General features: G+C 37.3%; 19 protein-coding genes. 12 read left to right on the forward strand and 7 right to left on the reverse strand.

Features of this window, described 5'->3' with window-relative positions; all coding sequences use genetic code 11:
- The first annotated feature begins 24 nt into the window (after positions 1-24).
- From LC419_RS14535 to LC419_RS14555, 5 genes are all read left to right on the forward strand, one after another.
- The gene (locus tag LC419_RS14535) at positions 25-2,418 is read left to right on the forward strand and encodes a 3-hydroxyacyl-CoA dehydrogenase/enoyl-CoA hydratase family protein (protein ID WP_223608041.1); all 2,394 of its coding nucleotides are present in this window, start codon (positions 25-27) and stop codon (positions 2,416-2,418) included.
- 32 nt (positions 2,419-2,450) lie between these two features.
- Positions 2,451-2,915: an IS200/IS605 family transposase gene (gene tnpA / locus LC419_RS14540; RefSeq protein WP_223608042.1), complete on the forward strand. Its 465-nt coding sequence runs from the start codon at positions 2,451-2,453 to the stop codon at positions 2,913-2,915.
- A gap of 107 nt (positions 2,916-3,022) precedes the next feature.
- The gene (locus LC419_RS14545; RefSeq protein ID WP_223608043.1) at positions 3,023-4,201 is read left to right on the forward strand and encodes an acetyl-CoA C-acyltransferase; all 1,179 of its coding nucleotides are present in this window, start codon (positions 3,023-3,025) and stop codon (positions 4,199-4,201) included.
- A 47-nt stretch (positions 4,202-4,248) separates the two neighbouring features.
- Positions 4,249-4,605, forward strand: coding sequence for a four helix bundle protein (locus LC419_RS14550; RefSeq protein WP_223608044.1), 357 nt, complete (start codon positions 4,249-4,251; stop codon positions 4,603-4,605).
- 52 nt (positions 4,606-4,657) lie between these two features.
- Positions 4,658-6,424, forward strand: coding sequence for an acyl-CoA dehydrogenase family protein (locus LC419_RS14555; RefSeq protein WP_223608045.1), 1,767 nt, complete (start codon positions 4,658-4,660; stop codon positions 6,422-6,424).
- A gap of 82 nt (positions 6,425-6,506) precedes the next feature.
- On the opposite strand, the gene LC419_RS14560 is transcribed toward LC419_RS14555, so the two are convergent.
- Positions 6,507-6,911, reverse strand: a complete 405-nt coding sequence (locus LC419_RS14560) for a DUF805 domain-containing protein (protein ID WP_223608046.1) — start codon at positions 6,909-6,911, stop codon at positions 6,507-6,509.
- A gap of 325 nt (positions 6,912-7,236) precedes the next feature.
- On the opposite strand from LC419_RS14560, the gene LC419_RS14565 reads away from it, so the two are divergent.
- The 4 genes from LC419_RS14565 to LC419_RS14580 all read left to right on the forward strand — a co-directional run bounded on the left by LC419_RS14565 (position 7,237) and on the right by LC419_RS14580 (position 10,522).
- Positions 7,237-7,557, forward strand: a complete 321-nt coding sequence (locus tag LC419_RS14565) for a hypothetical protein (RefSeq protein WP_223608047.1) — start codon at positions 7,237-7,239, stop codon at positions 7,555-7,557.
- Positions 7,558-7,592: 35 nt separating this feature from the next.
- Positions 7,593-7,928: a YegP family protein gene (locus LC419_RS14570; protein WP_223608048.1), complete on the forward strand. Its 336-nt coding sequence runs from the start codon at positions 7,593-7,595 to the stop codon at positions 7,926-7,928.
- Between the two features lie 79 nt (positions 7,929-8,007).
- The gene (locus tag LC419_RS14575; RefSeq protein WP_081873957.1) at positions 8,008-8,454 is read left to right on the forward strand and encodes a phosphohydrolase; all 447 of its coding nucleotides are present in this window, start codon (positions 8,008-8,010) and stop codon (positions 8,452-8,454) included.
- 19 nt (positions 8,455-8,473) lie between these two features.
- The gene (locus LC419_RS14580) at positions 8,474-10,522 is read left to right on the forward strand and encodes a M48 family metalloprotease (RefSeq protein ID WP_223608049.1); all 2,049 of its coding nucleotides are present in this window, start codon (positions 8,474-8,476) and stop codon (positions 10,520-10,522) included.
- Here LC419_RS14580 and LC419_RS14585 read toward each other — a convergent pair.
- Positions 10,519-11,235 carry a DUF2490 domain-containing protein gene (locus tag LC419_RS14585; RefSeq protein ID WP_223608050.1) on the reverse strand — a complete coding sequence of 239 codons (717 nt, stop codon included), beginning with the start codon at positions 11,233-11,235 and terminating at the stop codon, positions 10,519-10,521. The two genes, LC419_RS14580 and LC419_RS14585, sit on opposite strands and share 4 nt — an antisense overlap.
- Before the next feature lie 71 nt (positions 11,236-11,306).
- A complete protein-coding gene (locus LC419_RS14590; RefSeq protein WP_223608051.1) occupies positions 11,307-13,118 on the reverse strand; it encodes a TonB-dependent siderophore receptor in 1,812 nt (603 codons plus the stop codon).
- A gap of 513 nt (positions 13,119-13,631) precedes the next feature.
- Here LC419_RS14590 and uvrA point away from each other — a divergent pair.
- The gene (uvrA, locus tag LC419_RS14595; protein ID WP_223608052.1) at positions 13,632-16,424 is read left to right on the forward strand and encodes an excinuclease ABC subunit UvrA; all 2,793 of its coding nucleotides are present in this window, start codon (positions 13,632-13,634) and stop codon (positions 16,422-16,424) included.
- A 51-nt stretch (positions 16,425-16,475) separates the two neighbouring features.
- Here the strand turns inward: uvrA and LC419_RS14600 are convergent, their stop codons facing one another.
- The 3 genes from LC419_RS14600 to LC419_RS14610 all read right to left on the reverse strand — a co-directional run bounded on the left by LC419_RS14600 (position 16,476) and on the right by LC419_RS14610 (position 19,645).
- Complete coding sequence (locus LC419_RS14600) at positions 16,476-17,117, reverse strand: NAD(P)-dependent oxidoreductase (protein WP_223608053.1); 642 nt, start codon at positions 17,115-17,117, stop codon at positions 16,476-16,478.
- 807 nt (positions 17,118-17,924) lie between these two features.
- A complete protein-coding gene (locus tag LC419_RS14605; protein ID WP_223608054.1) occupies positions 17,925-18,656 on the reverse strand; it encodes a hypothetical protein in 732 nt (243 codons plus the stop codon).
- A 5-nt stretch (positions 18,657-18,661) separates the two neighbouring features.
- Complete coding sequence (locus tag LC419_RS14610) at positions 18,662-19,645, reverse strand: hypothetical protein (RefSeq protein WP_223608055.1); 984 nt, start codon at positions 19,643-19,645, stop codon at positions 18,662-18,664.
- Between the two features lie 557 nt (positions 19,646-20,202).
- On the opposite strand from LC419_RS14610, the gene LC419_RS14615 reads away from it, so the two are divergent.
- Entirely contained in the window at positions 20,203-20,370 is a 168-nt protein-coding gene (locus tag LC419_RS14615; RefSeq protein ID WP_223608056.1) for a hypothetical protein, read from the forward strand.
- An 18-nt stretch (positions 20,371-20,388) separates the two neighbouring features.
- Here the strand turns inward: LC419_RS14615 and LC419_RS14620 are convergent, their stop codons facing one another.
- Complete coding sequence (locus LC419_RS14620) at positions 20,389-21,828, reverse strand: hypothetical protein (RefSeq protein WP_223608057.1); 1,440 nt, start codon at positions 21,826-21,828, stop codon at positions 20,389-20,391.
- 457 nt (positions 21,829-22,285) lie between these two features.
- Between LC419_RS14620 and LC419_RS24210 the strand changes: the two genes are divergently transcribed.
- Positions 22,286-23,527, forward strand: coding sequence for a PKD domain-containing protein (locus tag LC419_RS24210; protein ID WP_306666578.1), 1,242 nt, complete (start codon positions 22,286-22,288; stop codon positions 23,525-23,527).
- The last annotated feature ends 86 nt before the right edge of the window (positions 23,528-23,613 follow it).

A 23,613-nucleotide genomic window follows, 5' to 3' on the forward strand; every position in this document is an offset into this window, starting at 1 on the left:
TTAGCAAATAATAAAAATTTACATATGAAAAGAAGAATCAAACATGTCACGGTTCTTGGTTCAGGAATTATGGGTAGCGGTATTGCGGCACATTTCGCCAACATCGGCGTGGAAGTGTCCCTTTTAGATATCGTTCCTTTTGAACTGACAGAAGCTGAGCAGAAAAAAGGTTTGACCAAAGATGACAAAGTGGTAAGAAACAGAATTGCTTCTGAAAACTTTGAAAAACTGAAAAAAGCAAGTCCTTCCCTTCTCTATTCTCCAAAATTTGCGGATAGAATAAAAGTAGGAAACTTCGATGATGATCTTCCTAAGATCAAAAATACAGACTGGATCATTGAAGTAGTCGTTGAAAGACTTGATATTAAGAAATCTGTTTATGAAAAAATTGAACAGTTCAGAAAACCGGGAACATTAATTTCTTCTAATACATCGGGAATTCCTATTCATTTTCTAATTGAAGGAAGAAGCGATGATTTCAAACAGTACTTTGCGGGAACACACTTCTTCAACCCGGTAAGATACCTTCCTCTTTTAGAGATCATCCCTACCCCTGAAACCCTTCCGGAAGTGGTAGATTTCTATATGAACTATGGGGCGAAATTCTTAGGGAAAACTACTGTTTTAGCCAAAGATACTCCAGCCTTTATCGCCAACAGAATTGGGGTTTTCTCTATGATGGATCTTCTTCACAACGTACAGAAATTAGGATTGACTGTTTCTGAAGTTGATAAATTAACAGGTCCTGTTATCGGACGTCCAAAATCAGCAACATTCAGAACGGCTGATGTGGTAGGTCTTGATACCTTGGTTATGGTAGCCAACGGCGTTCGTCAGAGCGGTGCTGAAGCCAATAACTTTAATGATGTTTTTGCCCTTCCTGGCTATATCCAGAAAATGATGGATAATAAGTGGTTAGGTTCTAAGACTGAGCAAGGTTTCTACAAAAAAGTAAAAAGTGCAGAAGGAAAATCTGAAATCCACGGATTGAACCTTGATACATTAGAATATGAACTACAGGGAAAATCTTCTTTCCCAACGTTAGAATTAACGAAAAATATAGACAAGCCAATTGACAGATTTAAAGTTTTAATTGGTGGAAAAGATAAAGCCGGCGAATTATACAGAAAATCTTTAGGAGCTCTGTTCGCTTACGTTTCTCATAAAGTTCCTGAAATCTCAGATGAAGTTTACAAAATAGACGACGCTATGAGAGCTGGTTTCGGATGGGAGAACGGTCCGTTTGAAATCTGGGATGCCGTAGGAGTTCAAAAAGGTATTGAATTAGCTAAAGATGCAGGTTACGAAGTTTCAGACTGGGTAAAAAATGTAGAAGCTTTCTATAAAGTAAATGATGAAGGTCAAAGTATCTTCGTGGATAAAAATTCAGGAGAATATAACAAAATTCCTGGACAGGATGCGTTTATTATCTTAGACAATATCAGAAAGAACAAAACACTTTGGAGCAATTCAGGGGCAGCCATTGAATATCTAGGTGACGGTATCATCAACTTTGAGATCCGCTCAAAAATGAATTCTCTCGGAGGCGAAGTTCTTGACGGATTAAACAGAGCTATCGATTTAGCAGAAAAAGAATACGACGGATTGGTTGTTGGAAACCAGGGAACCAATTTCTCTGTAGGTGCCAACCTTGCCATGATCCTGATGATGGCTATCGAACAGGACTGGGATGATCTGAATATGGCCATCGCTTATTTCCAAAAATCCATGATGAGAGTACGTTACTCTTCTATTCCTGTAGTCGTTGCTCCTCACGGAATGACACTTGGTGGTGGTTGCGAAATGACCATGCACGCAGACCGAGTTGTTGCAGCGGCAGAAACTTACATCGGATTGGTAGAAACCGGAGTTGGGGTAATTCCTGGCGGTGGTGGTACCAAAGAACTTACTTTAAGGACTTCCAGAGAATTCCATAGTGATGATGTTAAAAACAACAGACTTCGTGAAGCATTCATGAATATCGCCATGGGTAAAGTAGCAACTTCTGCTTATGAAGCCTACGATATGGGAATTCTTGAAAAAGGAAAAGACATTGTATCCGTAAGCAAAAACAGACAGATCGCTGAAGCTAAAAAAGTGGCAAAATTATTGGCCGAACAGGGATATACTCAACCTATCGAACAAAGTGTAAAAGTTTTAGGAAAAGATGCTTTAGGAATGTTCTACGTAGGAACAGACCAGATGCTTACCGGAAATTTCATCTCTGCACACGACAAAAAAATTGCTGACAAACTAGCCAACGTAATGGTCGGTGGAAATCTTTCTGAACCAACCGTAGTTACCGAACAATATTTATTGAATCTTGAAAGAGAAACATTCTTACAGCTTTGTGGGGAAAGAAAAACCCTGGAGAGAATTCAGTATATGTTGCAGAATGGGAAACCGTTGAGAAATTAATAGAAGCTCCGTAGGAGCGAACTGTTCATGTTATGGCAAACACATATACACAAATTTATATTCAAATTGTTTTTGCAGTTCAAGGACGACAAAACCTGATTTCAAAAGAAAACAGAGAGGAGCTTCACAAATTTATTACAGGTATTGTTAGCAACAGAAATCAAAAATTATTAGCTGTATTTGCAATGCCTGATCATGTTCATATTCTGATAAGTATCAGTCCTTCTATTTCCATTTCAGACTTAGTAAGAGACATTAAAGCCGGATCGTCAAAATTCATTAATGAAAAAAGATGGATCAATGGAAAATTCAATTGGCAGGAAGGATATGGAGCTTTCTCTTATTCTAAAAGCAGTGTTAATCCGGTTGTAAAATATATTTTAAATCAGGAAGAACATCATAAAAAGAAAACATTTAAAGAAGAATATTTGAATTTCATGGAAAAATTTGAAATTGAATATGATTCAAAATATTTATTTGAATGGATTGAAAATTAACAGGTCGCTCCTACGGAGCTCTGTAAATAACCAATCAAAAAAAAACATGCTATGAGCAGTTTACCTCTACGAGGCAAATTCTCAAAAAAATAAATTAAATAAAAAATATGAAACAAGCATATATAGTAAAAGGATTTAGAACAGCTGTAGGAAAAGCACCTAAAGGCTCCCTTCGCTTTACTCGTCCCGACGTAATGGCCGCTACAGTGATTGAAAAATTAATGGCTGAGCTACCACAATTAGATAAGAACAGAATTGACGACCTTATCGTAGGAAACGCCATGCCGGAAGCAGAACAAGGCTTAAACGTTGCTCGTTTGATCTCTTTAATGGGATTGAATACCGATAAAGTTCCGGGAGTTACCGTAAACAGATATTGTGCATCAGGAAGTGAAGCGATTGCTATTGCTTCTGCAAAAATTCAGGCAGGAATGGCAGACTGTATCATCGCAGGAGGTACAGAATCTATGTCTTATATCCCGATGGGTGGTTACAAGCCGGTTCCGGAAACGGATATCGCAAAAACAAACCCTGATTATTACTGGGGAATGGGTTACACCGCTGAAGAAGTAGCCAAACAATATAATATCACAAGAGAAGAACAGGATCAGTTTGCTTTTGAATCGCATATGAAAGCTTTAAAAGCTAATGCTGAAGGAAAATTTGCCAGTCAGATCGTTTCTATTCCCGTAGAATATAATTTCCTGGATGAAAACCAGAAAATGCAGTCTAAAAAATTCGACTTCTCTATCGATGAAGGTCCTAGAAAAGATACTTCTCTGGAAGGTCTTGCGAAATTGAGACCTGTATTCGCCAACGGAGGAAGTGTAACAGCCGGAAATTCATCTCAGATGAGTGACGGAGCTGCTTTCGTAATGGTGATGAGTGAAGAAATGGTGAAAGAATTAGGTCTAGAGCCGGAAGCGAGATTGGTAGCTTATGCTGCAGCAGGTCTAGAGCCTAGAATTATGGGTATGGGACCAATTTACGCGATTCCAAAAGCTTTAAAGCAAGCCGGTCTTGAATTAAAAGATATTGAATTAATTGAATTGAACGAAGCCTTTGCCTCACAGTCTGTGGCGATCAAAAAGGAATTAGGATTAAACCCTGATATCCTTAACGTCAACGGAGGTGCGATCGCTCTTGGCCACCCGCTTGGCTGTACCGGAACCAAATTAACCGTTCAGCTTCTTGACGAAATGAGAAGACGCGGAAACAAATACGGAATGGTTTCGATGTGCGTTGGAACGGGACAGGGAGCGGCAAGTATATTCGAGCTTCTTTAGTTAAATAGACTAAATAAAAGAGTAAAGAATAAAGAGAAAAGACCAGGATGAAGCATAATTTCAAAAACCTCAATATTTGGAAACTATCTATTGAACTGGCCGATGAAATTTATACAGTTACTGACAGTTTTCCCAAAAGCGAAGAATTCGGATTGAAGTCCCAGCTTAGAAGATGTGCAGTTTCTGTTGCTTCAAATATTGCAGAAGGCTCAAGCAGAAGTTCTAATAAAGATTTTAATCGTTTTTTAGAAATAAGTCTTGGTTCTCTTTATGAATTACAGACTCAGGTAATAATTTCAAATAACAGACAGTATTTTGAGTCATCTAAAAATGAAATTATAGAAAATAAAATCACAGAATTACAGAGAATGATTTCGGGCTTTCAGAAAAACTTACAGCTGTAAAGTCTTTATTCTTTTCTCTTTATTCTCCTAATCTTAAAAAACAAAAAAACATATGGCTACATTAAAAGGAGGTGAATTCCTGATCAAGGAAATTCCTGCAAATGATATTTTCACTCTTGAAGAACTGAGTGAAGAACAAAAAATGCTTCGCGATTCTGCGAAAGAATTTATCGACAGAGAAGTAATTCCTCAAAAAGAAAGATTTGAGAAAAAAGATTATGCTTTAACTGAAGAAAAGATGCGCCAGTTGGGTGAAATGGGACTTTTAGGAGTGGCTGTTCCTGAAGAATACGGTGGTCTTGGAATGGGCTTCGTGAATACCATGCTGGCTTGTGACTACTGCTCGGGAGCGAATGGTTCATTGGCTACAGCTTATGGCGCGCACACGGGAATCGGAACCCTTCCTATCCTTTTATATGGTACAGAAGAGCAAAAGAAAAAATACCTTCCGGATCTTGCTACAGGGACCAAATTCGGAGCATACTGTCTGACTGAGCCTGATGCAGGTTCTGATGCCAACTCAGGAAAAACAAGAGCTAAACTTTCTGAAGATGGAAAACATTATGTGATCAACGGACAAAAAATGTGGATCTCCAATGCAGGTTTTGCAGAAATCTTCATTGTGTTTGCTAAAATTGACGATGATAAAAACATCACCGGTTTCATCGTAGAAAAAGAAGGAACTGAAGGACTTACTTTCGGTGAAGAAGAGCATAAATTAGGAATCCGTTCGTCTTCTACAAGACAGGTTTTCTTTAATGATATGAAAGTTCCTGCTGAGAACCTTTTGGGCGAAAGAAACAACGGTTTCAAAATCGCTCTGAATGCTTTGAATGTAGGAAGAATTAAACTGGCAGCTGCCAACCTTGACGGACAGAGAAGAATTTTAAACCACTCTATTCAATATTCTAACGAAAGAAAACAGTTTGGTGTTTCGATTTCAACTTTCGGAGCGATCAGAAAGAAGCTTGCAGAAATGGCAACAGGAATTTTCGTTGCTGAGGCCGGTTCTTACAGAGCTGCAAAAGACGTTGAAGATAAAATCAATGAATTGGTTGCCGGTGGAATGAATCATCAGCAGGCTGAATTGAAAGGCGTTGAAGAATTTGCTGTGGAAGCTTCTATTTTGAAGGTTTTCGTTTCAGATTTGACACAACATACTGCTGACGAAGGAATCCAGGTATACGGAGGAATGGGATTCTCTGAAGATATGCCAATGGAAGCTGCATGGAGAGATTCAAGAATCGCAAGAATCTATGAAGGAACCAATGAGATCAACAGATTATTAGCAGTAGGAATGTTAATTAAGAGAGCGATGAAAGGAGAATTAGACTTGCTTTCTCCTGCAATGGCGATCAGCAAAGAATTAATGGGAATTCCATCATTTGATGTTCCTGATTATTCAGCATTCATGAGTGAAGAAAAGGCGATTATCGCTAACCTTAAGAAAGTATTCCTTATGGTTTCCGGAGCCGCTCTTCAAAAATTCATGATGGATATTGAAAAACAACAACACTTACTGTTAAATGCATCTGAGATCCTTAACCAGCTTTATATGGCAGAATCTGCTGTACTAAGAGCTGAAAAGCATTTCTCCCCTGATTCTGTAGAAGCAGCAATGGCACAGCTTAACCTTTATAAAGCCGTTGAAAAGGTTATCGCAGCTGCTAAAGAAGGGATTATCTCTTTTGCAGAAGGGGATGAGCAGAGGATGATGCTTTCTGGCCTGAGAAGATTCACGAAGTATACGAACCATCCGAATATAGTGGCTTTAACTGAAAAAGTGGCAGCCCATTATATCGCTAAAGGTAATTACTAAATATTATTTTGAATATAATAGTAAACGCTCCAAGATTTTGGAGCGTTTATTATATTAATATAAATTGTAATTTTTTTTGGAATTACATCTGTTTTTGTCCGATTTCATTGATTTCATTGAAATTTTCTTTAGGGTTTACGCCATACTGATTAGCTCCCGGAGTTCCGTCTGTTGCCAAAAGTACAAGTAACCAAATCGTTCCAACAATTGGGATCAAAGAGATAAAGAACCACCACCCGCTTTTATCAACGTCATGTAATCTTCTCACCATAACCGCTAATCCAGGAATAAAAGTAGCCAATCCGTACATCAGGTAAATAAATCCGTAAGGGATTTCCTGGTTAAATTTCAATCCTAACAGATTGTCTAATACTGCCGCTACAATTGCGAAGATCATATTAAACAATATGTACATCCAGTATTCGGTTCTTCTGGCTCTCCCTGAAAAATCAGCATACTGTCTCAATACTTTTAAGTACCATTTCATAGTTTTAGTTTTTTTTAATAGCAGCCAAAAGTAAAGATTTTTTTCAGATTCTCAAACATTTTTTATTTTTATTCGGCACAACTAAATATTTCGTTCCCTGAAAAACTAATCATTAAAGTGTATCAGCTATCTTAGTACATTCAGTGAAAATATAAAGACTGCAAATACACCCATTCAATATTCTTTAATATATGTTCAGAATCTACGCGAAGTCTTCGACTTCGCGTAGGTTTTTTTGCCGTTTTTCATTTTTTTTACTATTTTTAATAATTAAACTTGATCAGAGATCAGTACTTTTTTCAATATGGTAAAAAAAGACATAGAAATGAAGTTATTATTGTCATGCTCATTATTGCTGTTTTGCACAATGGCTTTCGCCCAGCAGAAAGAAAACAGAAAACAAATCTTCCCAAAGGTAGATACTGCTAAGATCCTAAATTTTAAAGGCTCTAAAGAAGAAATGCAGGCAAAGATCAATACCGATCAGAAACAACAATATAAAATGCTTGTTTCCATCCCAAAAGACACCTCATTATATATCGCTTTAAAAGAAGCCAAAAGGGATGACTCGAAATACAGAATATTCAACAATACCCCACCTGAAAAAACAATACCAGACACTACAAAGGCACAGCCTTCCAAATAATTAAAAAAACTAATCAAACCACAAAACCAATTACTATGGGAAAATTCATTATCTCGCAGAGAACAGACAGTGACTTCAAATTCAATCTGAAAGCCGGAAACGGACAAGTGATCTTAACCAGCCAGGGATACGGCTCAAAATCATCATGTGAAAAAGGAATAGAATCCGTACGTACCAACTCGCAGGACGATTCTAAATTTGAAAGAAATACAGCAAAAGATGACCGGTGCTACTTCAATTTAAAAGCCGGCAACGGACAGATCATAGGAACCAGCCAGATGTACGAATCTGAAAACGGAATGGAAAACGGGATAGAATCCGTAAAAAACAACGCTCCAGGCGCTTCTGTAGAGGATGAAACCCTTATTTAATATTCCTTAAAATAATCTCAATAAAAATGTCTTATTTTTTAAGGCATTTTTTATTTTTGTATTCTATTTTCTATTTGAAATGACAAAAGAAGAAATGCTCAACAGAGCCATAAAGATAGCTGATAAAGCACACAAAGGACAAACCGACAAATACCACGCTCCCTACATCGCTCATGTGATGCGTGTCATGGAATACGGCAAAACACTGGACGAAAAGATCGTTGGGGTCCTTCATGACGTAGTGGAAGACCACCCGGAAGAGTTCAGCCTTGAGTATTTAAGAACTGAAGGCTTTCCCGAATACATTATTTTTGCCATCAGCTGCCTTACCAAATTTGATCCCGAGGAAGACTACGATGAATTCGTTAAAAGAACGGAAAGGTCTCCTTTGGCTGTCGCTGTAAAACTAAACGATCTCCGTGACAATATGGATCTCAGAAGAGTCAACAGAGAGCTTACTCCCAAGGATATTAAAAGATTCAACAAATACCTGAAAGCATATCATTATCTGATAGAAAAATATTAAAAGTATAAAAAACACAAAAATGAATAACCTTCCTAAAATGTCGGCAGCTTACAGATCTAAGCTGACTTCTGCCATTATATCCATTTCCATATTTTTCATCGTCTATCTTATCCTTATCGCCATTTCACTCTTTCTGATTGTGCTTTTAGGATATGGAGCAGTTTCTATTCTTGCATTCAAAATTAGCTACTACACGCTTATAGCTGCCGCAGGACTTGCCAGCATCGGTATTTTTGTCTTTTATTTCATGATTAAATTCATTTTTAAAAAAAGCACCTCTACCACCCGGCATCTGGTAGAGATTACAAGATCCCAGCAGCCGGAACTTTTCAGCATCATCGATCAAATTATCACCGATACTCAGGTGAAAGCCCCAAAAAAGGTTTTCTTTTCTCCTGACGTTAATGCCAGTGTAAGTTATAATTCTGTTTTCTGGAGTATGTTTTTTCCGGTGAGAAAAAATCTTACAATAGGCTTAGGATTGATCAATTCTACAAGCACCGGCGAATTAAAAACCATTCTCGCTCATGAATTCGGACATTTTTCCCAAAGAAGTATGAAAGTGGGCGGATATGTTCACCATGCACAAAAAATTGTTTATGAAACGGTTTACAATAACAAAGAGTATGAAGATATGATCATGAGTTTTTCCGGAAATACCTTTTTTACTTTATTTGGAGCGATTTCGGTGGGCTTTATCAATGTATTTCAATTTATTCTGAAAAAAGTTTCATCTTTTCTATTTCAAAAACATGCTTCCCTAAGCCGCGAAATGGAATATCATGCGGATGCCGTGTCTACTTTTCTTACGAATCCTCATGAACAGATCTCTTCATTGTTGAGAATAGAGTTAAGTGATTCGGCTTTTTACTATTCCTTTAATTTTTATACCCAAAGTGAACAGAAATACCTTCCTCAAAATCTCTATAAAAATCATACTTCTTTACTGAAAATTTTCAGTGAAAGAAACAATCATCCTTATGTTAACGGACTTCCAAAAGTAGATGAAGGAGATCTGACCCGTTATAATAAAACAAAAATAGAAATCCAGGACCAGTGGGCTTCCCATCCTGACACTGCAAAAAGAATTGAAAGAATCAGAAATAACCAGACCAGAAACATTCCGGAAAATCACGAACTGGCAAAAAATATCATCAGAGGATATGATGAAATCTGTGAGGTGATGACCCGAAAATATTTGACTCTACATCAGGTAAAAAATGTGGGTGAAGTGATAGACGATGAAAAATTCATCGAACTGTATGTGGAAAAATATCCCTATCAGTATTTAAGTTCAAATTTTAACGGATACTATGAAGCTCACAATCCACTATTAGAGAATATCGAAACTATTATAACAGGTTCCGATACCTTTATAGACGATGAAGATCTGTTCAGTGACAGCAAAGTTTCTTTAATTTATGAAAAAGCAGGAATTGAAAGTGATCTGCAAACCCTTGCCTATTTAAAAGCCAACCCTAAAGAAATTAAAACATTCAGGTACGGAGAAAACCTGTACAAGGCTAAAGATGCCACCAAACTGATTCCTGAGCTTGAAAGTGAGCTTTTAAAAGTAAAAACAGAGCTTACGAAAAATGATGAAGACATCTTCCGATATTATTTTAGCAAGGCTGATCAATACAATCAATCGATCTTATTGGGGAAATATAAAAAATTTTGGGTTATAGACAAAGAGTTCGACAGATTTCAGGAAGCACTGACTGAATTTGTTGGATACCTTCAGTTTATGACCGTGACTTTACCTTTTGAAGAAATTCGTAAGCATAGAGCCAAACTGTTAAAAGCAGAAGCCTCTTTCAAAAAAAACCTGAATGATTTTATCGAAAATTCAAGTTATAAAGAATCATTGACAGAAGCAAACAGACCTATCCTCAAATCATATGCAGACGCTTCTTACATTTACTTTAATCATGATAAATACCTGGAACCAGAAGTTGAATCCGTATTCGCCGTGGTTAATGAATTTCAGAAAATCCTCAATGATTATTATCTTGAACTGAAAAAGGATTTATTAAGTTTTCAGGCAGATTTAGACAAAGTATCTTAATCCGCTCCCGGGAAATCATATGTTTTCGTAGGATGATCCGTACCATCGATATTGATGTTTAGGGCCAGATAGATAAAGTGAAGGTTTTTATTTCCTTTTGCTTCGAATTCACGCTGCCAGAGATAACCTGTCAGGATTCCGAAATGGTCATCGATCTGATAACCGAAACCGCCATATACTCTGTTTCTTGCGAACGTAGGCTTTATGGGGCTTACCAAAAAGATTTCGTCATAAGCATTGGCGAAAACAGTTCCTTTTTTGACGGTTTTTGCATTCAGGGGAACACTGATGTTCAAACGGTATCTGTAACGCATTCTCTGAGAAGATTTATCAATTTTGGGCTCGTAAAACCAGCTTTTTTCGACACGAAAACGGTTTTCAAACTTCACGATTCCTTTTTTGAGATCGATCACGTCCTGTAGCCATACCCTGAACTCTTCTCTGCTCAGACTGTGCTCTTTGTAATTGACATATCTTCCAAGACCTACGAAAGGTTTATGGTTTTTGGTCAGGTTGTAGCCCACTCCTCCTTTGATCTCGTAATAATCCGGATAGGTGTAATCTTCGTTACCTCTGAGCTGCCCTTCTGCGTAAAGAAAAAATTTCGGATGAAACTTATAGGTTAGAGTCACTGCATTGAAGCTGGAAATGTGTTCCTGTGCTTTTAAAAAGGTTATACTCAAAAGTAAACTCAGACTTAAAAAAAGTTTCATAAAAAATTTTTGCAAAAATAAATTATTTAACAATTTGTTAATATTAACTTTCATTCATTTCGAATTAACATTTACTTAATATTGATCGTATATGAGAAGCCTAAATGAAACCATCTCTGAGGCATTTCAACGCCAAAAGCTTCCGTATATTTTGTGTTCGTCAGGTTATTGATCAGCACATACACTGAAAAATCTTTTTTGGCGAAACTCAGTTTTTCATCAAGGAGATTATAAGTCCCCAGATTCATTCTTTCATTATATCGGTAAACTAATTCATTGGTAAAATAGTTCAGGAATTTCGTTTCCAGTTTGGCCACCACCTGATGTTTCAGATTGTCCAGAATATATCTTGAAACAAACTCATTGGATTCTTTCATTTTACTGTCCAGATAGGTGTATCCTGCCGTGTATTTCAGCCAGCTGAAAGCTCTGTGACTCAATTCTACTTCAATTCCTTTTGTGTCAATTTTCCCTACATTCTGAGCATACCATACAGGATCCGTCAGACTTTTTTTCACCCAGTCGATAGAATTATTGGAATTTCTCATAAATCCGCTCACTTTTGCAAGGATTTTGCTGCTCTGATACTGATACCCAACTTCAGATGAAACGGCATTTTCAGGAAGAAGATTCTGATTTCCCTGTTCGGTTTTGCTTACATAATAAAGGTCGGTAAAGGTCGGAACCCTGTGAACTTTTGCAATATTTCCGTAAATCTTATTATTCGGATTGAAATTATAACCAACATCTAAACCAGGATAGAAAAAGTTCCCTTCTTTAGAATAGTTCGCCCATGAAATTCCCGGGCTGATGTTCAGTTTCTTATCCAGTAATGAAAAATGATGCTCAAAGAAGACCTGTGAAACAAAACGGTTTCGCTCTCCTAGATTGTTACTCGCCAGAAATTCCTTTCTCAGCTCTACACCTACACCGGTAGTCCCCAATCCCCACTGATAACTGGAATTCACTTCTCCACCTACATTGTTTCCGATATGCATATTTCTGTAACCATCAGGTTTATTTCTGTCGTACAGATACATATCCTGTCCTCTTCTCCAGTAGGCATTTGAGCTTAGTTTCAAATGACCAAACGTCTGCTGATGGGCTAAACTTATAATAGAAGCCTGCGTTTCCTCATACTGTTCGGTAGCGCTTTTAGAGGCATAAAAACCATTAGCCCCGAATTTCTTTTCAGAAAAACCTGCCTGCAGTTTCAAATCCCCGTTTTTGATATTCAGTTTGCTTTGGTAGAAAACATTCCGGATCTCGTAATCCGTATTGTACATATAGCCTTGTGATGAGGCAGAATTGGCCTGAAGAGAGTTCGAAAACTTTTCATTGCCCAGCTGCGCATTGAATCCGAATCCGTAGGTTTCATAGTCTCCACCTTCAGCACTTATTTTTACTCTTTTTCCAGGCGTTGTTTTGGTAATAATATTGATAACACCGGCATACGCATTCTGCCCGAATCTTCTGGCAGCCGGACCTTTGATGATCTCAATCCTTTCCACGTCGTCCATATCTACCGGTACATTCATAGAATTGTGCCCGGTTTGGGAATCGTTCATTCTGATGCCGTTCAGCAACAGCAACACCTGCTCAAAAGAACTTCCTCTGAAGCCGATATCACTTTGTACGCCATTGGCCCCTCTCCTTCTGATATCCATTCCCGGAACCTGCTGAAGAACTTCATCAATACTTTTCGCCGGAGAATTGGCAATATCTTCCTTGGTAATGACCGTTATATTCTGATTGGCACTTTTATAAGGTGTAGAGATAAATTTCCCCTGAAATTCAATGCTTTCAATATCCGTTGTTTTTTCCTGTGCATGGGCGCAGAGCATTGACCCCAATAAAAATATACTCCCAATCTTTTTGATCATAATAGTTGCCGTTTTTGTTCGTAATCAGTTTCTTTAATAATGGCTTCAAAAGTAAGGGAGTTCCCCAAGACAGGCAAATGATAGTTATCATAAAAAAAAGATGCAGTATAGCTATACTGCATCTTGTACGGGAAGTGACTTTCTTATCTTTTTCTCATTAAATGTGTAACAAGATCTCTGAATAATTTTCTCATTTCTATATTACAAATTTATGAATACAATTTTAAATAATTTTAAAATACAAAACAATAGCAAATATCAAAAATATAACGAAAATCATAAACCTATTAAAAATACTATGAAAATACACCACTGATATAACCATATGACTGATAATCATTTATTCACAAATCACCTTTTAATCCTCTATAAGTCAGCCTTATTTTTCCGGTATGATTCACGATAATTTATTTGTATCCGGGAAATATTTAAGCATCTTATTTCCGCTAAAATTTCGTAATTTTGTGGGTCTTATTTTTTTAAGATGCAAACAATCTTTTTCAAAGATAAAACATGGCTAAAACAATAGAAATAGATATAAAAAAACAGATCTTCGTTAAGAATGCACATCTTAACAATCTGAAGCATATAGACGTCCTGATCCCGAAAAATAAACTGATCGTGATCACAGGAGTTTCCGGAAGCGGAAAATCTTCTCTGGCATTCGATACAATTTATGCAGAGGGACAGAGAAGATATGTAGAGAGTTTAAGTTCCTATGCACGTCAGTTTTTGGGTAAACTTGAAAAACCAAAAGTAGATGACATCAAAGGACTGGCTCCCTCTATTGCCATTCAGCAGAAAGTGATTTCTTCCAATCCGCGTTCTACAGTAGGAACTTCTACAGAGATCTATGATTATATGAAGCTTCTTTTTGCAAGAATCGGGAAAACCTATTCTCCGGTATCAGGTGAAGAAGTGAAAAAAGATTCCGTTTCTGACGTAATCGATTTTATCAAAGCTTCCAAAAAAGAGACTTCATTTTTACTGACAGCTCCTTTGGAATATGACGCAGATAATTTTAAAGAGGCGTTAAAGGTTTTAAAGCTGGCAGGTTTCACAAGACTTGAAATCAATGGTAACGTTGCCGGTATTGAAGATCTGGAAAGTTTCGGGTTCACTCCTGAAAAAGGAATGGTAATTAATCTTGTGATCGACCGTTTTTCTTATGAAGAAGATGAAAGCTTCCTTCAGAGACTTGCAGATTCTATTCAGATGGCTTTTTATGAAGGTCATGGCTATTGTGCACTGAAAAATGCAGATACCGGAAAAGTAAAAGAATTTTCCAATAAATTTGAGCTGGACGGCATGGAGTTCCTTGAACCGAATGTTCATTTTTTCAGCTTTAATAATCCTTACGGAGCATGTCCGGCATGTGAAGGCTACGGAAAAGTGATCGGAATTGATGAAGATCTTGTGATTCCCAATAAAACCCTATCCATTTATGAAGATGCCGTGGTATCCTGGAGAGGAGAAACGATGAGCGAATGGAAAAAGGCATTTATCAAAAAAGCTGAAGACTTCCCTATCCATAAACCTTATCATCAGCTTACCAAAGAGCAGAAAAACTTCCTTTGGAAAGGAGACGGAAAAAGCAGCTTCCCTTCGATCAATAATTTCTTCAAAATGCTTGAAGAAAACCTCTACAAAATCCAGTACCGTGTCATGCTTTCCCGATACAGAGGAAAAACACTCTGCCCAACCTGCGAAGGTTTAAGGCTGCGCGAAGAAACGAGCTGGGTAAAAGTAGACGGGCATAATATTCAGTCGATGATTGAGCTTCCGCTGGATGAATTACATCCTTTAATAGACGGACTGAAACTTTCTGAGCACGACCAGGATGTGGCCAAAAGATTATTGTACGAAATCAAAACCCGTATAGAATTTTTACTAAAAGTAGGTTTAGGCTATTTAACCATCAACAGGACATCCAACACCCTTTCCGGTGGGGAAAGTCAGAGAATCAACCTTGCTACAAGTCTGGGAAGTTCACTGGTTGGATCTATTTATATCCTGGATGAACCTTCCATCGGTCTTCACTCAAGAGATACGGAAAACCTGATCGGAGTTTTAAAGAACCTTCGTGATCTTGGAAATACAGTAATCGTTGTGGAACATGATGAAGACGTGATGAAAGCTGCAGATTATATTATCGATATCGGTCCGGAAGCAGGTTATCTTGGGGGTGAACTGGTTTTTGCGGGAGATTATACCGATCTTAAAAACGCAGATACCCTTACCTCAAAATACCTGACCGGAAGAATGGAAATAGAAGTTCCGAAAAAGCGAAGAAAAGCTAAGGAATGGATCCATATCAAAGGAGCAAGACAGAATAATCTTAAAAATATAGATGTAGATGTACCTCTGGAAAGCCTTACGGTGATCTCAGGAGTTTCCGGAAGCGGAAAATCTACACTGATGAAGGAAATTTTAACCAATGACATCCAGATCCAGCTTGGAATGGGTGGTAAAAAGGGAGATTACGATTCTGTAGAATTTCCAAAGAAACTGATTAAAAATATCGAGCTGATCGACCAGAACCCGATCGGGAAATCATCACGATCCAACCCGGTGACTTATCTGAAAGCTTATGACGACATCAGGGATCTTTTTGCCAAGCAGAAAGTATCAAAAATGATGGGTTATAAGCCAAAACATTTCTCTTTCAACGTAGATGGCGGAAGATGCGATGAATGTAAAGGTGAAGGGGTAATCAATGTTTCCATGCAGTTCATGGCAGATATTGAGCTGGAATGTGAAGTATGTAAAGGCACCCGTTTCAAAAGCGAGATCCTGGAAGTGAAATTCGATGAGAAAAGCATTTCCGATATTCTTCACATGACTGTGGATGAGTCGCTGGAATTCTTTAAAGACAACAACGAAGAAAAGATCGTTACCAAACTGAGACCGCTTCAGGAAGTAGGACTAGGCTATCTTCAGCTGGGACAGAGCTCTTCTACCCTTTCCGGTGGTGAGGCACAGCGTGTAAAACTGGCTTCTTTCCTTGTTAAGGGAGTAACTACAGACAAAACCTTGTTTATCTTTGATGAGCCTTCTACAGGACTGCATTTCCATGATATTCAGAAATTACTGAAATCGTTGCAGGCGCTCATCGATCTTGGACATTCCGTAATCGTTATCGAGCATCAGCCGGATATTATCAAGTCGGCGGATTATATAATAGATATAGGCCCTGAGGCTGGAAAATATGGTGGCGAGGTTGTTTTTGCTGGTACACCGGAAGACCTGGCGGAGGATAAGAAATCACATACTGCGAAATATATTAAGGAAAAACTTGAAAACTAAATATAAATAGAGAGCCAAATGGCTCTCTATTTTTTATAAAAAAGGTGAATTTTATTCCTTTATATTATACAGAAATGGGCTCTGTTTACTATAAGTTTGATCCCCGATCTGAGAAACCAAAAATTCAGACAGATCTGCTGCACTGATCTGTTCGCCTATACAATCTGTCAGATTCGTTTCTGTTCTGAAATGCTCCGCAGTCGGAATGATTAATGGAAGTCTGACCAATGTCCAGTCCAGATCACTGTTGACAAGGATTTCGTATTCATCCTGTTTATCCTTTGTAATTTTGGGATAATTTTGATACATCCAATCTGTGGCTGCTTTTACATTTTCATTCTTATGATCAAATGGACTATCTACATTCAGGCCGGTGACCGCAATATATCTTTTGATTCCATGACCAGTCATAGATTGTATAATATTTTTTGTGGCGTCGGTGAATATTGATTTCTCACCGACGGGCTGTCCTATCTTACTGATTACCGCACTGCAATCTTTAATGAGATGGTCTACAGCTTCTAAATCTCTTGCATCCCCTTTTACAATTTCAATTAAAGGATTCTGAAAGGTGAAATTTTCAGGAGTCCGGAGTAATAATTTCATAGGATATCCTTTTTTCAGAAGTTCCTGAACCAGATAATTTCCTGTTTTTCCGGTTCCGCCTAATACGGCAATGGGAGTTGTCTTCATAATGATCTCTTTTGTTTGTCAAGAAAAATATGGCCATGGCAAATACACATGTCAATTTTCTTTATTGTTAAATAATAAAATAGTGATATCAGGTTCAGATAATTTGAACCTTAGGGTATCAAGTGCTCAAGAAAGCACGTGAATGAGGAATGATATTTATAAAGAGATATTAATGAGCTAAATATAGCCATTTATTTTAAAATACCGCCAATGAATAACAAGTATAGAAACTCCGTTTTAAAAGTAGTTTTATCCCCAAAACAATCTTTCAGCGATCATCAGAACAATTTATTTTCTATTTTGAAAGAAATAAGCATAAAAACAGAAAAAACAAACTTTAAAACACACTGTATATCAGTTAATTAAAAACTTATCCACAAATAAATGTGGATAACTTGTGAATTTTAACATTTAATTCATGTTTCGTATTGAAAATAGTACTACATTTACTATGTAATACAACTGAAATGAAATCTTTTTTTGCTTTTTTCAGCTTTGAAATTGCAATTAAATTTGAAATAAAAATTTAAGCACAGCATTGTCGGCTGTGCTTTTTTAATTGTTGTCTAATTAAAAAAATGAGATGTTTTTATCTACTGGATCCGCTTCTAAAGAGCGGGTCCTTTCTTTTATGCCCTTTGTATGGAGCTTGGGAAGCATTTTGAAAATTGGAATGATTGATTTAAACCTTTTAAGCTTATTTTTTTAATTCTTTTTACTATCGCAAAATCAAGTCAATGACGCAGATTGATACAAGCATCATCCTCATCTGTGGGAAATTTATAACCATCTCATTTCATGCGATGATTATTCTCTTTCAAACTTTTTTAAAGTTCCGTTTTGATTAAGCTGAATAGAATATCGTTCTCTGCTTCCATTGATGCTTGTCGGAAACCATCTTAGGTTGTTATTTGCGATGGATATATAAATAGTGGTTATCGGTTTTGCGCCTTCTACCTGTCCGATTTTTTGATGGTAAACATTCGCAGCTTTAGCAACATTGACGAAATCTATTTTCTCCAAAGGAATCAAACGGCTTTCAATATCATCCCTTACGGACATCTGCTCAGGTGTAGGATCAGACCATTTTCCTTCTTTGTATTCATAATTATCAATATACCCTGGATTGGTAGGGTGCTGAAGCATAGCGCGAATACTTCCGTTATCATTAAAGTGAATGATATTATACACCTTAATCTCTTTCCCTGCATACTGAGGAAGTTTTCTCAAAGCTTCCTCAGCGCTTTTCAGCTCCTCTTCATTCGTTAAAAAATCTGTGTTTTTACCTTCTTTATAGGTAACGTTGTGTGTTTTGGTGTGCTTTTCCAGCATCGTACTCACCAGGCGCTGGGCTTCTTCTATCTGCTTTTCCACAGCCGGACTATAGGGGCTGGGAACTGAAACCGGAATTTCTTCATTCTTTTTAAGCTGAGCCGTAGTATCTGCTACAGGTTCAAAAGTCTCATGTATACTTTTGGAAACCTTTTCGCAGCCGGTTAAAAGAATACTCGCGAGTATTATAATGATTAAGTTTTTCATGGCATCTAACTTATATTATCCAGATCTTCGGCAAAGGCAATGCGACTCGGATCTTCTTTCAAGTAAAAAATATCTACAGTTTGCTGTCTGACACTATTCAGATCAAGAAGGTTTACAATCTTCTTAATTTCAGCTCTCCGGGTCTGATTCTGTTCATCGACGTATTCCAATTTAAATAGAACCATTGGCTGTTCGTTGATATACGTTCCGGTTTGATCAGCACTGATTAATCTGGCTGTTGTTCTGATTCCTTTAAATTTAATAAGCTCAGGCTCCCCTTTTTTACCATTGAAGATCCTGTTTATAAAGTAGGAGAAAATGCCTTTGTAAAACAGTAATATGGCAGGACAGAGCAGCAAAGGATGCCAGTACATAATAAACCTCCACCCCATTCCATCACTCTCCGTCTGATATGAAAAGATATAATACCAGATAACAAGAGTAACAATTGTCAGCCAGCCCATCGTAATAAGAAAAATATTCAGAATATTGATGCTGGCTTCACTGCCTGCAAAAATAAAGTACGGCATCTTTTTTACGTCTTTATCAATAAGTATTTCCACCGTTTTTCCTTTTTCGAAACGACGCTGCTGAGGTTTTGAATCATTAACGGCTGCTTTCTGCCTGATGTCTGTATTCACCAGATTTTTGAAAGAAAGCACAAGTTCGTAGACATCATATTTACTGCCGGGTTTAGACACTTTTACCGCTTCCAGAATTTCAGCTTTCCTCCGTACTCCATGTTGAGCAAGGTGCATTACATTCCTTTTAGCCACAAAATTCACGATGATCCATTTATAAAACCAATTTAACAAAACCATGCTCCACAAAAGTACAGAAAGCCCCAGAAGTCCTACTGCAAGCCATGGATTAGCTTCGTTAAGCATCGGCGGCTCCGCATCTTTGATATTATAATACAAAATCATAGGAAACGGGACCGCAAAAAACAGCATATAAAGCATCCAGAAAATTCCAAAGGCGGGTCTCATATTTTTGTTTTTTAGTTAATCATAAGATACTCATTTTAAGTAAATTATTTTGAAATTATTTAGTGTTGATTAATTTCATAGACAAGATTTAATACAATTCTATGGAGCGCGTTTCTTTTTAGAACTTATATCATATTATTTTCCGCCCATGCTCATGATCTCACTTACTTCATTGATGGTATTCTGTTACAGAATATTAAAATAAGAAGTCCCACTATTCTCAGAAATGATAATACCGGAGCTATCGATGCAAGGGTTCTCATGATGATGTTAAAAATCACACTGATAATCATCAACCCGAGTGATTGGCTCAAGTAGTATTACAAAAATTCGGACAATGTCAGCAGTTTCCTAATTTTGCTATTCTACAAACCATCTACATTCCTGAAAGAAGCGTCTACACTATGTCTACACAAATAAAATCAAACTGATTTTCAATACATTACAATCAACAACAACCTATTGCTCACGAGTATAACTAAAACGAATCTAAAAAAAACAGGAATTTGACAGCGTTTTATTTTATCTGCAAAAAGCTGAAAATCTTTACACTCAATATGAAACTCTGCGCCTATCTTTATCTTAAAATGTATACCCGCCAGGTCTCAAAGCTGATGCACATAGAACCTAAAAGTGTGAGGATGAGTCGCTACCGAATCAAACAGAAACTCGACCTCGACAAAGAGGAAGACCTGAATGCTTTTCTGCATAAGCTGGGAAATTAAATCACAATAAAAATCACTTTATTTCAACAGGTCCCGGAACCATATATAGATCTCCGTATCATTCGGAATGCTGAGTTTTTTCCGAAGACGGTATTTTTTAGTCTGAACAGTTCTTATAGAAGTATAGGTATAAGCTGCAATATCTTTGGTGGAAAAATTAAGGTACAGGTAAGCGCAGAAACGGATCTCGGAGCTTTTAAGCTGAGCGGCCTCAACCAGCTTTTCTGAAAAACCGGGGCAATAATCATTAAACCTTGTTAAAAATTCGGGATTGTTTTCTTTGGCCAGTACAATCACCTGATCAAAAAGATCAGTATCCTGTACTGTTGAAATTTCTACAGGATAAGCTCCCTCTTCTTTTTCTTTTCCTTTCTTACCATAAAAAAAGTACATAAAAATACCAACCAATACCACGATAAGGCCAATGCAGAGATAGATCAGAGTTTTTATTTCCATTGCTTTACTCCCATCTTCTGCCAGACGCTTTATATCAAGCCTGTCTTTCTGGATCTTGTTTTGGGCATCGTTGTGGCTCTGTATTGCCAGCAGCTCCCTCGAATAATAATCTGCGCTATCTTTCTCCCCCATTTTCTCATACAAACTGATGAGATCGGTAATCACGCCTTCCTGGTAGTTTTCACTTTTATAGTGGTGAATTGCTATGTTTTTACAGATCCAAAGGTGTTGCTGTGCTTTTTTAAAATCTTCTGCTTTCAGGTAATATTCAGCTGCGTATATGGAAGCAATGTATTGAAACCCTATCTCATCCATACCACGGGCATCCTTTAATGATTCTTCAATATATATCTTCGCAGAATCCATCTTTCCCAGCTTCTGGTAAGCTCCTGCAAGATAAGCGGTAGTTTTGTAGCTGTTGCTGATTTTGTTTTTACTTTTGTCTGTATTTTGCCCGCGCTGTTTTCTATATTCTTTCGCTTTCAGATACGCCCTTTTGTAAGCTTCCAATGCTTTATTATTTTCATTCATTTCAGCGTAGATCCCTGCATATTGCCAATCCAAGAGATATTCGTAATAAGGATTTTCTTTTACCCGAACCGCAATTTCATCCAATAACTTAAGCGCTGCTACTCTTTCACCGAGCTTCTGATGCAGAACAGAACGGATGGTATAAAAATAAAAAACGGCTTCAAAATCTGTGTCCGGAGTGATGAGGTTTTTCTTTTCAATAAGGTCGGTATATTGGAACGCTTTTTTAATATAATTATTCTTGTTGTAAATATTGGCAATTTTAAGATATCCGAATACTTCACAGTCGCTGTAGTTTTTCTGATGACATATGGAAATAATACTGTCTATTTTTTTAATCTCACGGTCACCGGCAGTGGAAAATCCGATATCAAAAATGATACTTTTAAGCTTTTCTTCAGTCACCTTTTGGGCATATGAAAAGAAAATCAGTGAAAAGGAAAATAAACAAGAAAGTATTTTTTTAGCCATATTTTTTTAGTTTTCTTAGTCTGTTAAAGGGTTTCTCAGTTGTTGTCGTAGCTAAGAAGCACCTACGCATTAGGTACTACACGTTATATTTCAGTGCTTTAAAATCAAACCCGGAAAGAAAATAATAATTAATTTCGGGGATCATTAAAACAATAACAATACTCTAAAGCCAATATGACATTTTTACAACAATGATAAATCTGCTGCAATATTAATAATATTTCACTAATTTTTATATAACTATTAAATTATATATAAATTTTATCAATTAAATATATTTTTTTATGACGAAAAACTACCACTTATTATCGCAGGTTTCTGTCCTGCTTATTGATCCGGAAACTGAAACATTTTCTCGACGCAAAAGCTAAACATTTCATACTAGTTATTATAATTCCCATGGATTTGCCTTTTTTGCTTTCCATGGGTATCTGACTTATTTAAAAAATTAATTTTTATGAATACCATGATTAAAAGTATACTTACTCTGATCCTGCTCAATCTCTGCACATTGCTTTTTGGTCAGGCTGATCAGGTTTTATTTATTGGCAACAGCATGACTTATTTTAATGATATGCCTGTTCTTTTTAAAGATCTTGCAGCTTCAAAAGGGAAAAACGTTGAAGTGACCTCTCATACCGTGGGAGGAGTCGGATTTGCAAACCATATTAATGATAATACTCTTTACCAGACCATACGTTCCAAAAACTACAAATACGTTGTTATGCAACCCGGGACCGGGGAATCTGGCGGATATTCCGTTCCCGTTTCGGTGACAGCAGAAAGAGGCAGAAAACTTAGAGATTCTATCAGAAAGTACAGCCCGTGCTCGAAAATTTTTTTATATGAAATTTCGAACGGCATCGCTTCTCAGAATGGATATCCTGCTTATTTTAATACTCAGAAAATCATCAAGGATTCCATCACGAAAATGTCGAACCTTATGCAAACAGAAATGATTCCGGCAGGCGAAGCTGCAAGAGCACATTATACAGCTACTGAGGATCTCGCATTACACAATTCGTACGGTGATGTACACCCTAATCCTCAAGGAAGTTACCTTATAGCTGCTTCCGTATATGCTGCCCTTTTTCAGGACAGGATCTTCCCGTCTTCTTTCCTCAGTGGGATGACTCAAAACAAGGCTGAATATTACCAGCAACTGGCAGACGGAACTTTTTTCAATAATCCGGTCCAGTGGAATTCCAATGTTTTTCACCTCCATGCAGGTTTTTCAGCAGGTGGCAACGGACAAAATGTTACTTTCTCCAACCGCTCTACCAATTATGACACGGTGCTGTGGTCATTTGGAGATGGAACCACTTCGACTTCTGTTAATCCTACCCATCTTTATGCAGCCTCCGGAACGTATACCGTAACTCTTACCGTACACAAAAATTCCTGTTCCGAAACTTTCACGCAAACCCTGAATACCAATCAGCTTTCAGTTTCTGATAATGTTGTACGGAATTTTCAGTTTTATCCGAATCCTGTTACAGATACAGGCTTCCTAAAGACCGGGAAATTCATTAAAGAAATTGAAATCTACAGTATTGACGGTAGAAAAATCAAAACCCTGCCGTATTCAAAAGTGAATGATGTGAAAATTGATTTCTCATCCTATAGTAAAGGAATGTACATATTGAATGTGCTTTTTGAGGATGCAACTTCTGAAAAACTTAAAATCGTCAAAGAATAGCGAAGAAACCACCCTATTTTTGTATCAAATCAAAAGACTTTGCTTTGGCAGAGTCTTTTTTTATTTAAATTAATTAGTAATTTTAT

The organism is Chryseobacterium sp. OSA05B (assembly GCF_019970065.1).
Lineage (GTDB): Bacteria > Bacteroidota > Bacteroidia > Flavobacteriales > Weeksellaceae > Chryseobacterium.

Excerpts from the sequence above, each read along its gene's own strand:
- LC419_RS14535 (WP_223608041.1), top strand. The coding sequence starts at position 25 with ATGAAAAGAAGAATCAAACATGTCACGGTTCTTGGTTCAGGAATTATG.
- tnpA (WP_223608042.1), top strand. The coding sequence starts at position 2,451 with ATGGCAAACACATATACACAAATTTATATTCAAATTGTTTTTGCAGTT.
- LC419_RS14545 (WP_223608043.1), top strand. The coding sequence starts at position 3,023 with ATGAAACAAGCATATATAGTAAAAGGATTTAGAACAGCTGTAGGAAAA.
- LC419_RS14550 (WP_223608044.1), top strand. The coding sequence starts at position 4,249 with ATGAAGCATAATTTCAAAAACCTCAATATTTGGAAACTATCTATTGAA.
- LC419_RS14555 (WP_223608045.1), top strand. The coding sequence starts at position 4,658 with ATGGCTACATTAAAAGGAGGTGAATTCCTGATCAAGGAAATTCCTGCA.
- LC419_RS14560 (WP_223608046.1), bottom strand. The coding sequence starts at position 6,911 with ATGAAATGGTACTTAAAAGTATTGAGACAGTATGCTGATTTTTCAGGG.
- LC419_RS14565 (WP_223608047.1), top strand. The coding sequence starts at position 7,237 with ATGAAGTTATTATTGTCATGCTCATTATTGCTGTTTTGCACAATGGCT.
- LC419_RS14570 (WP_223608048.1), top strand. The coding sequence starts at position 7,593 with ATGGGAAAATTCATTATCTCGCAGAGAACAGACAGTGACTTCAAATTC.
- LC419_RS14575 (WP_081873957.1), top strand. The coding sequence starts at position 8,008 with ATGACAAAAGAAGAAATGCTCAACAGAGCCATAAAGATAGCTGATAAA.
- LC419_RS14580 (WP_223608049.1), top strand. The coding sequence starts at position 8,474 with ATGAATAACCTTCCTAAAATGTCGGCAGCTTACAGATCTAAGCTGACT.
- LC419_RS14585 (WP_223608050.1), bottom strand. The coding sequence starts at position 11,235 with ATGAAACTTTTTTTAAGTCTGAGTTTACTTTTGAGTATAACCTTTTTA.
- LC419_RS14590 (WP_223608051.1), bottom strand. The coding sequence starts at position 13,118 with ATGATCAAAAAGATTGGGAGTATATTTTTATTGGGGTCAATGCTCTGC.
- uvrA (WP_223608052.1), top strand. The coding sequence starts at position 13,632 with ATGGCTAAAACAATAGAAATAGATATAAAAAAACAGATCTTCGTTAAG.
- LC419_RS14600 (WP_223608053.1), bottom strand. The coding sequence starts at position 17,117 with ATGAAGACAACTCCCATTGCCGTATTAGGCGGAACCGGAAAAACAGGA.
- LC419_RS14605 (WP_223608054.1), bottom strand. The coding sequence starts at position 18,656 with ATGAAAAACTTAATCATTATAATACTCGCGAGTATTCTTTTAACCGGC.
- LC419_RS14610 (WP_223608055.1), bottom strand. The coding sequence starts at position 19,645 with ATGAGACCCGCCTTTGGAATTTTCTGGATGCTTTATATGCTGTTTTTT.
- LC419_RS14615 (WP_223608056.1), top strand. The coding sequence starts at position 20,203 with ATGAAACTCTGCGCCTATCTTTATCTTAAAATGTATACCCGCCAGGTC.
- LC419_RS14620 (WP_223608057.1), bottom strand. The coding sequence starts at position 21,828 with ATGGCTAAAAAAATACTTTCTTGTTTATTTTCCTTTTCACTGATTTTC.
- LC419_RS24210 (WP_306666578.1), top strand. The coding sequence starts at position 22,286 with ATGAATACCATGATTAAAAGTATACTTACTCTGATCCTGCTCAATCTC.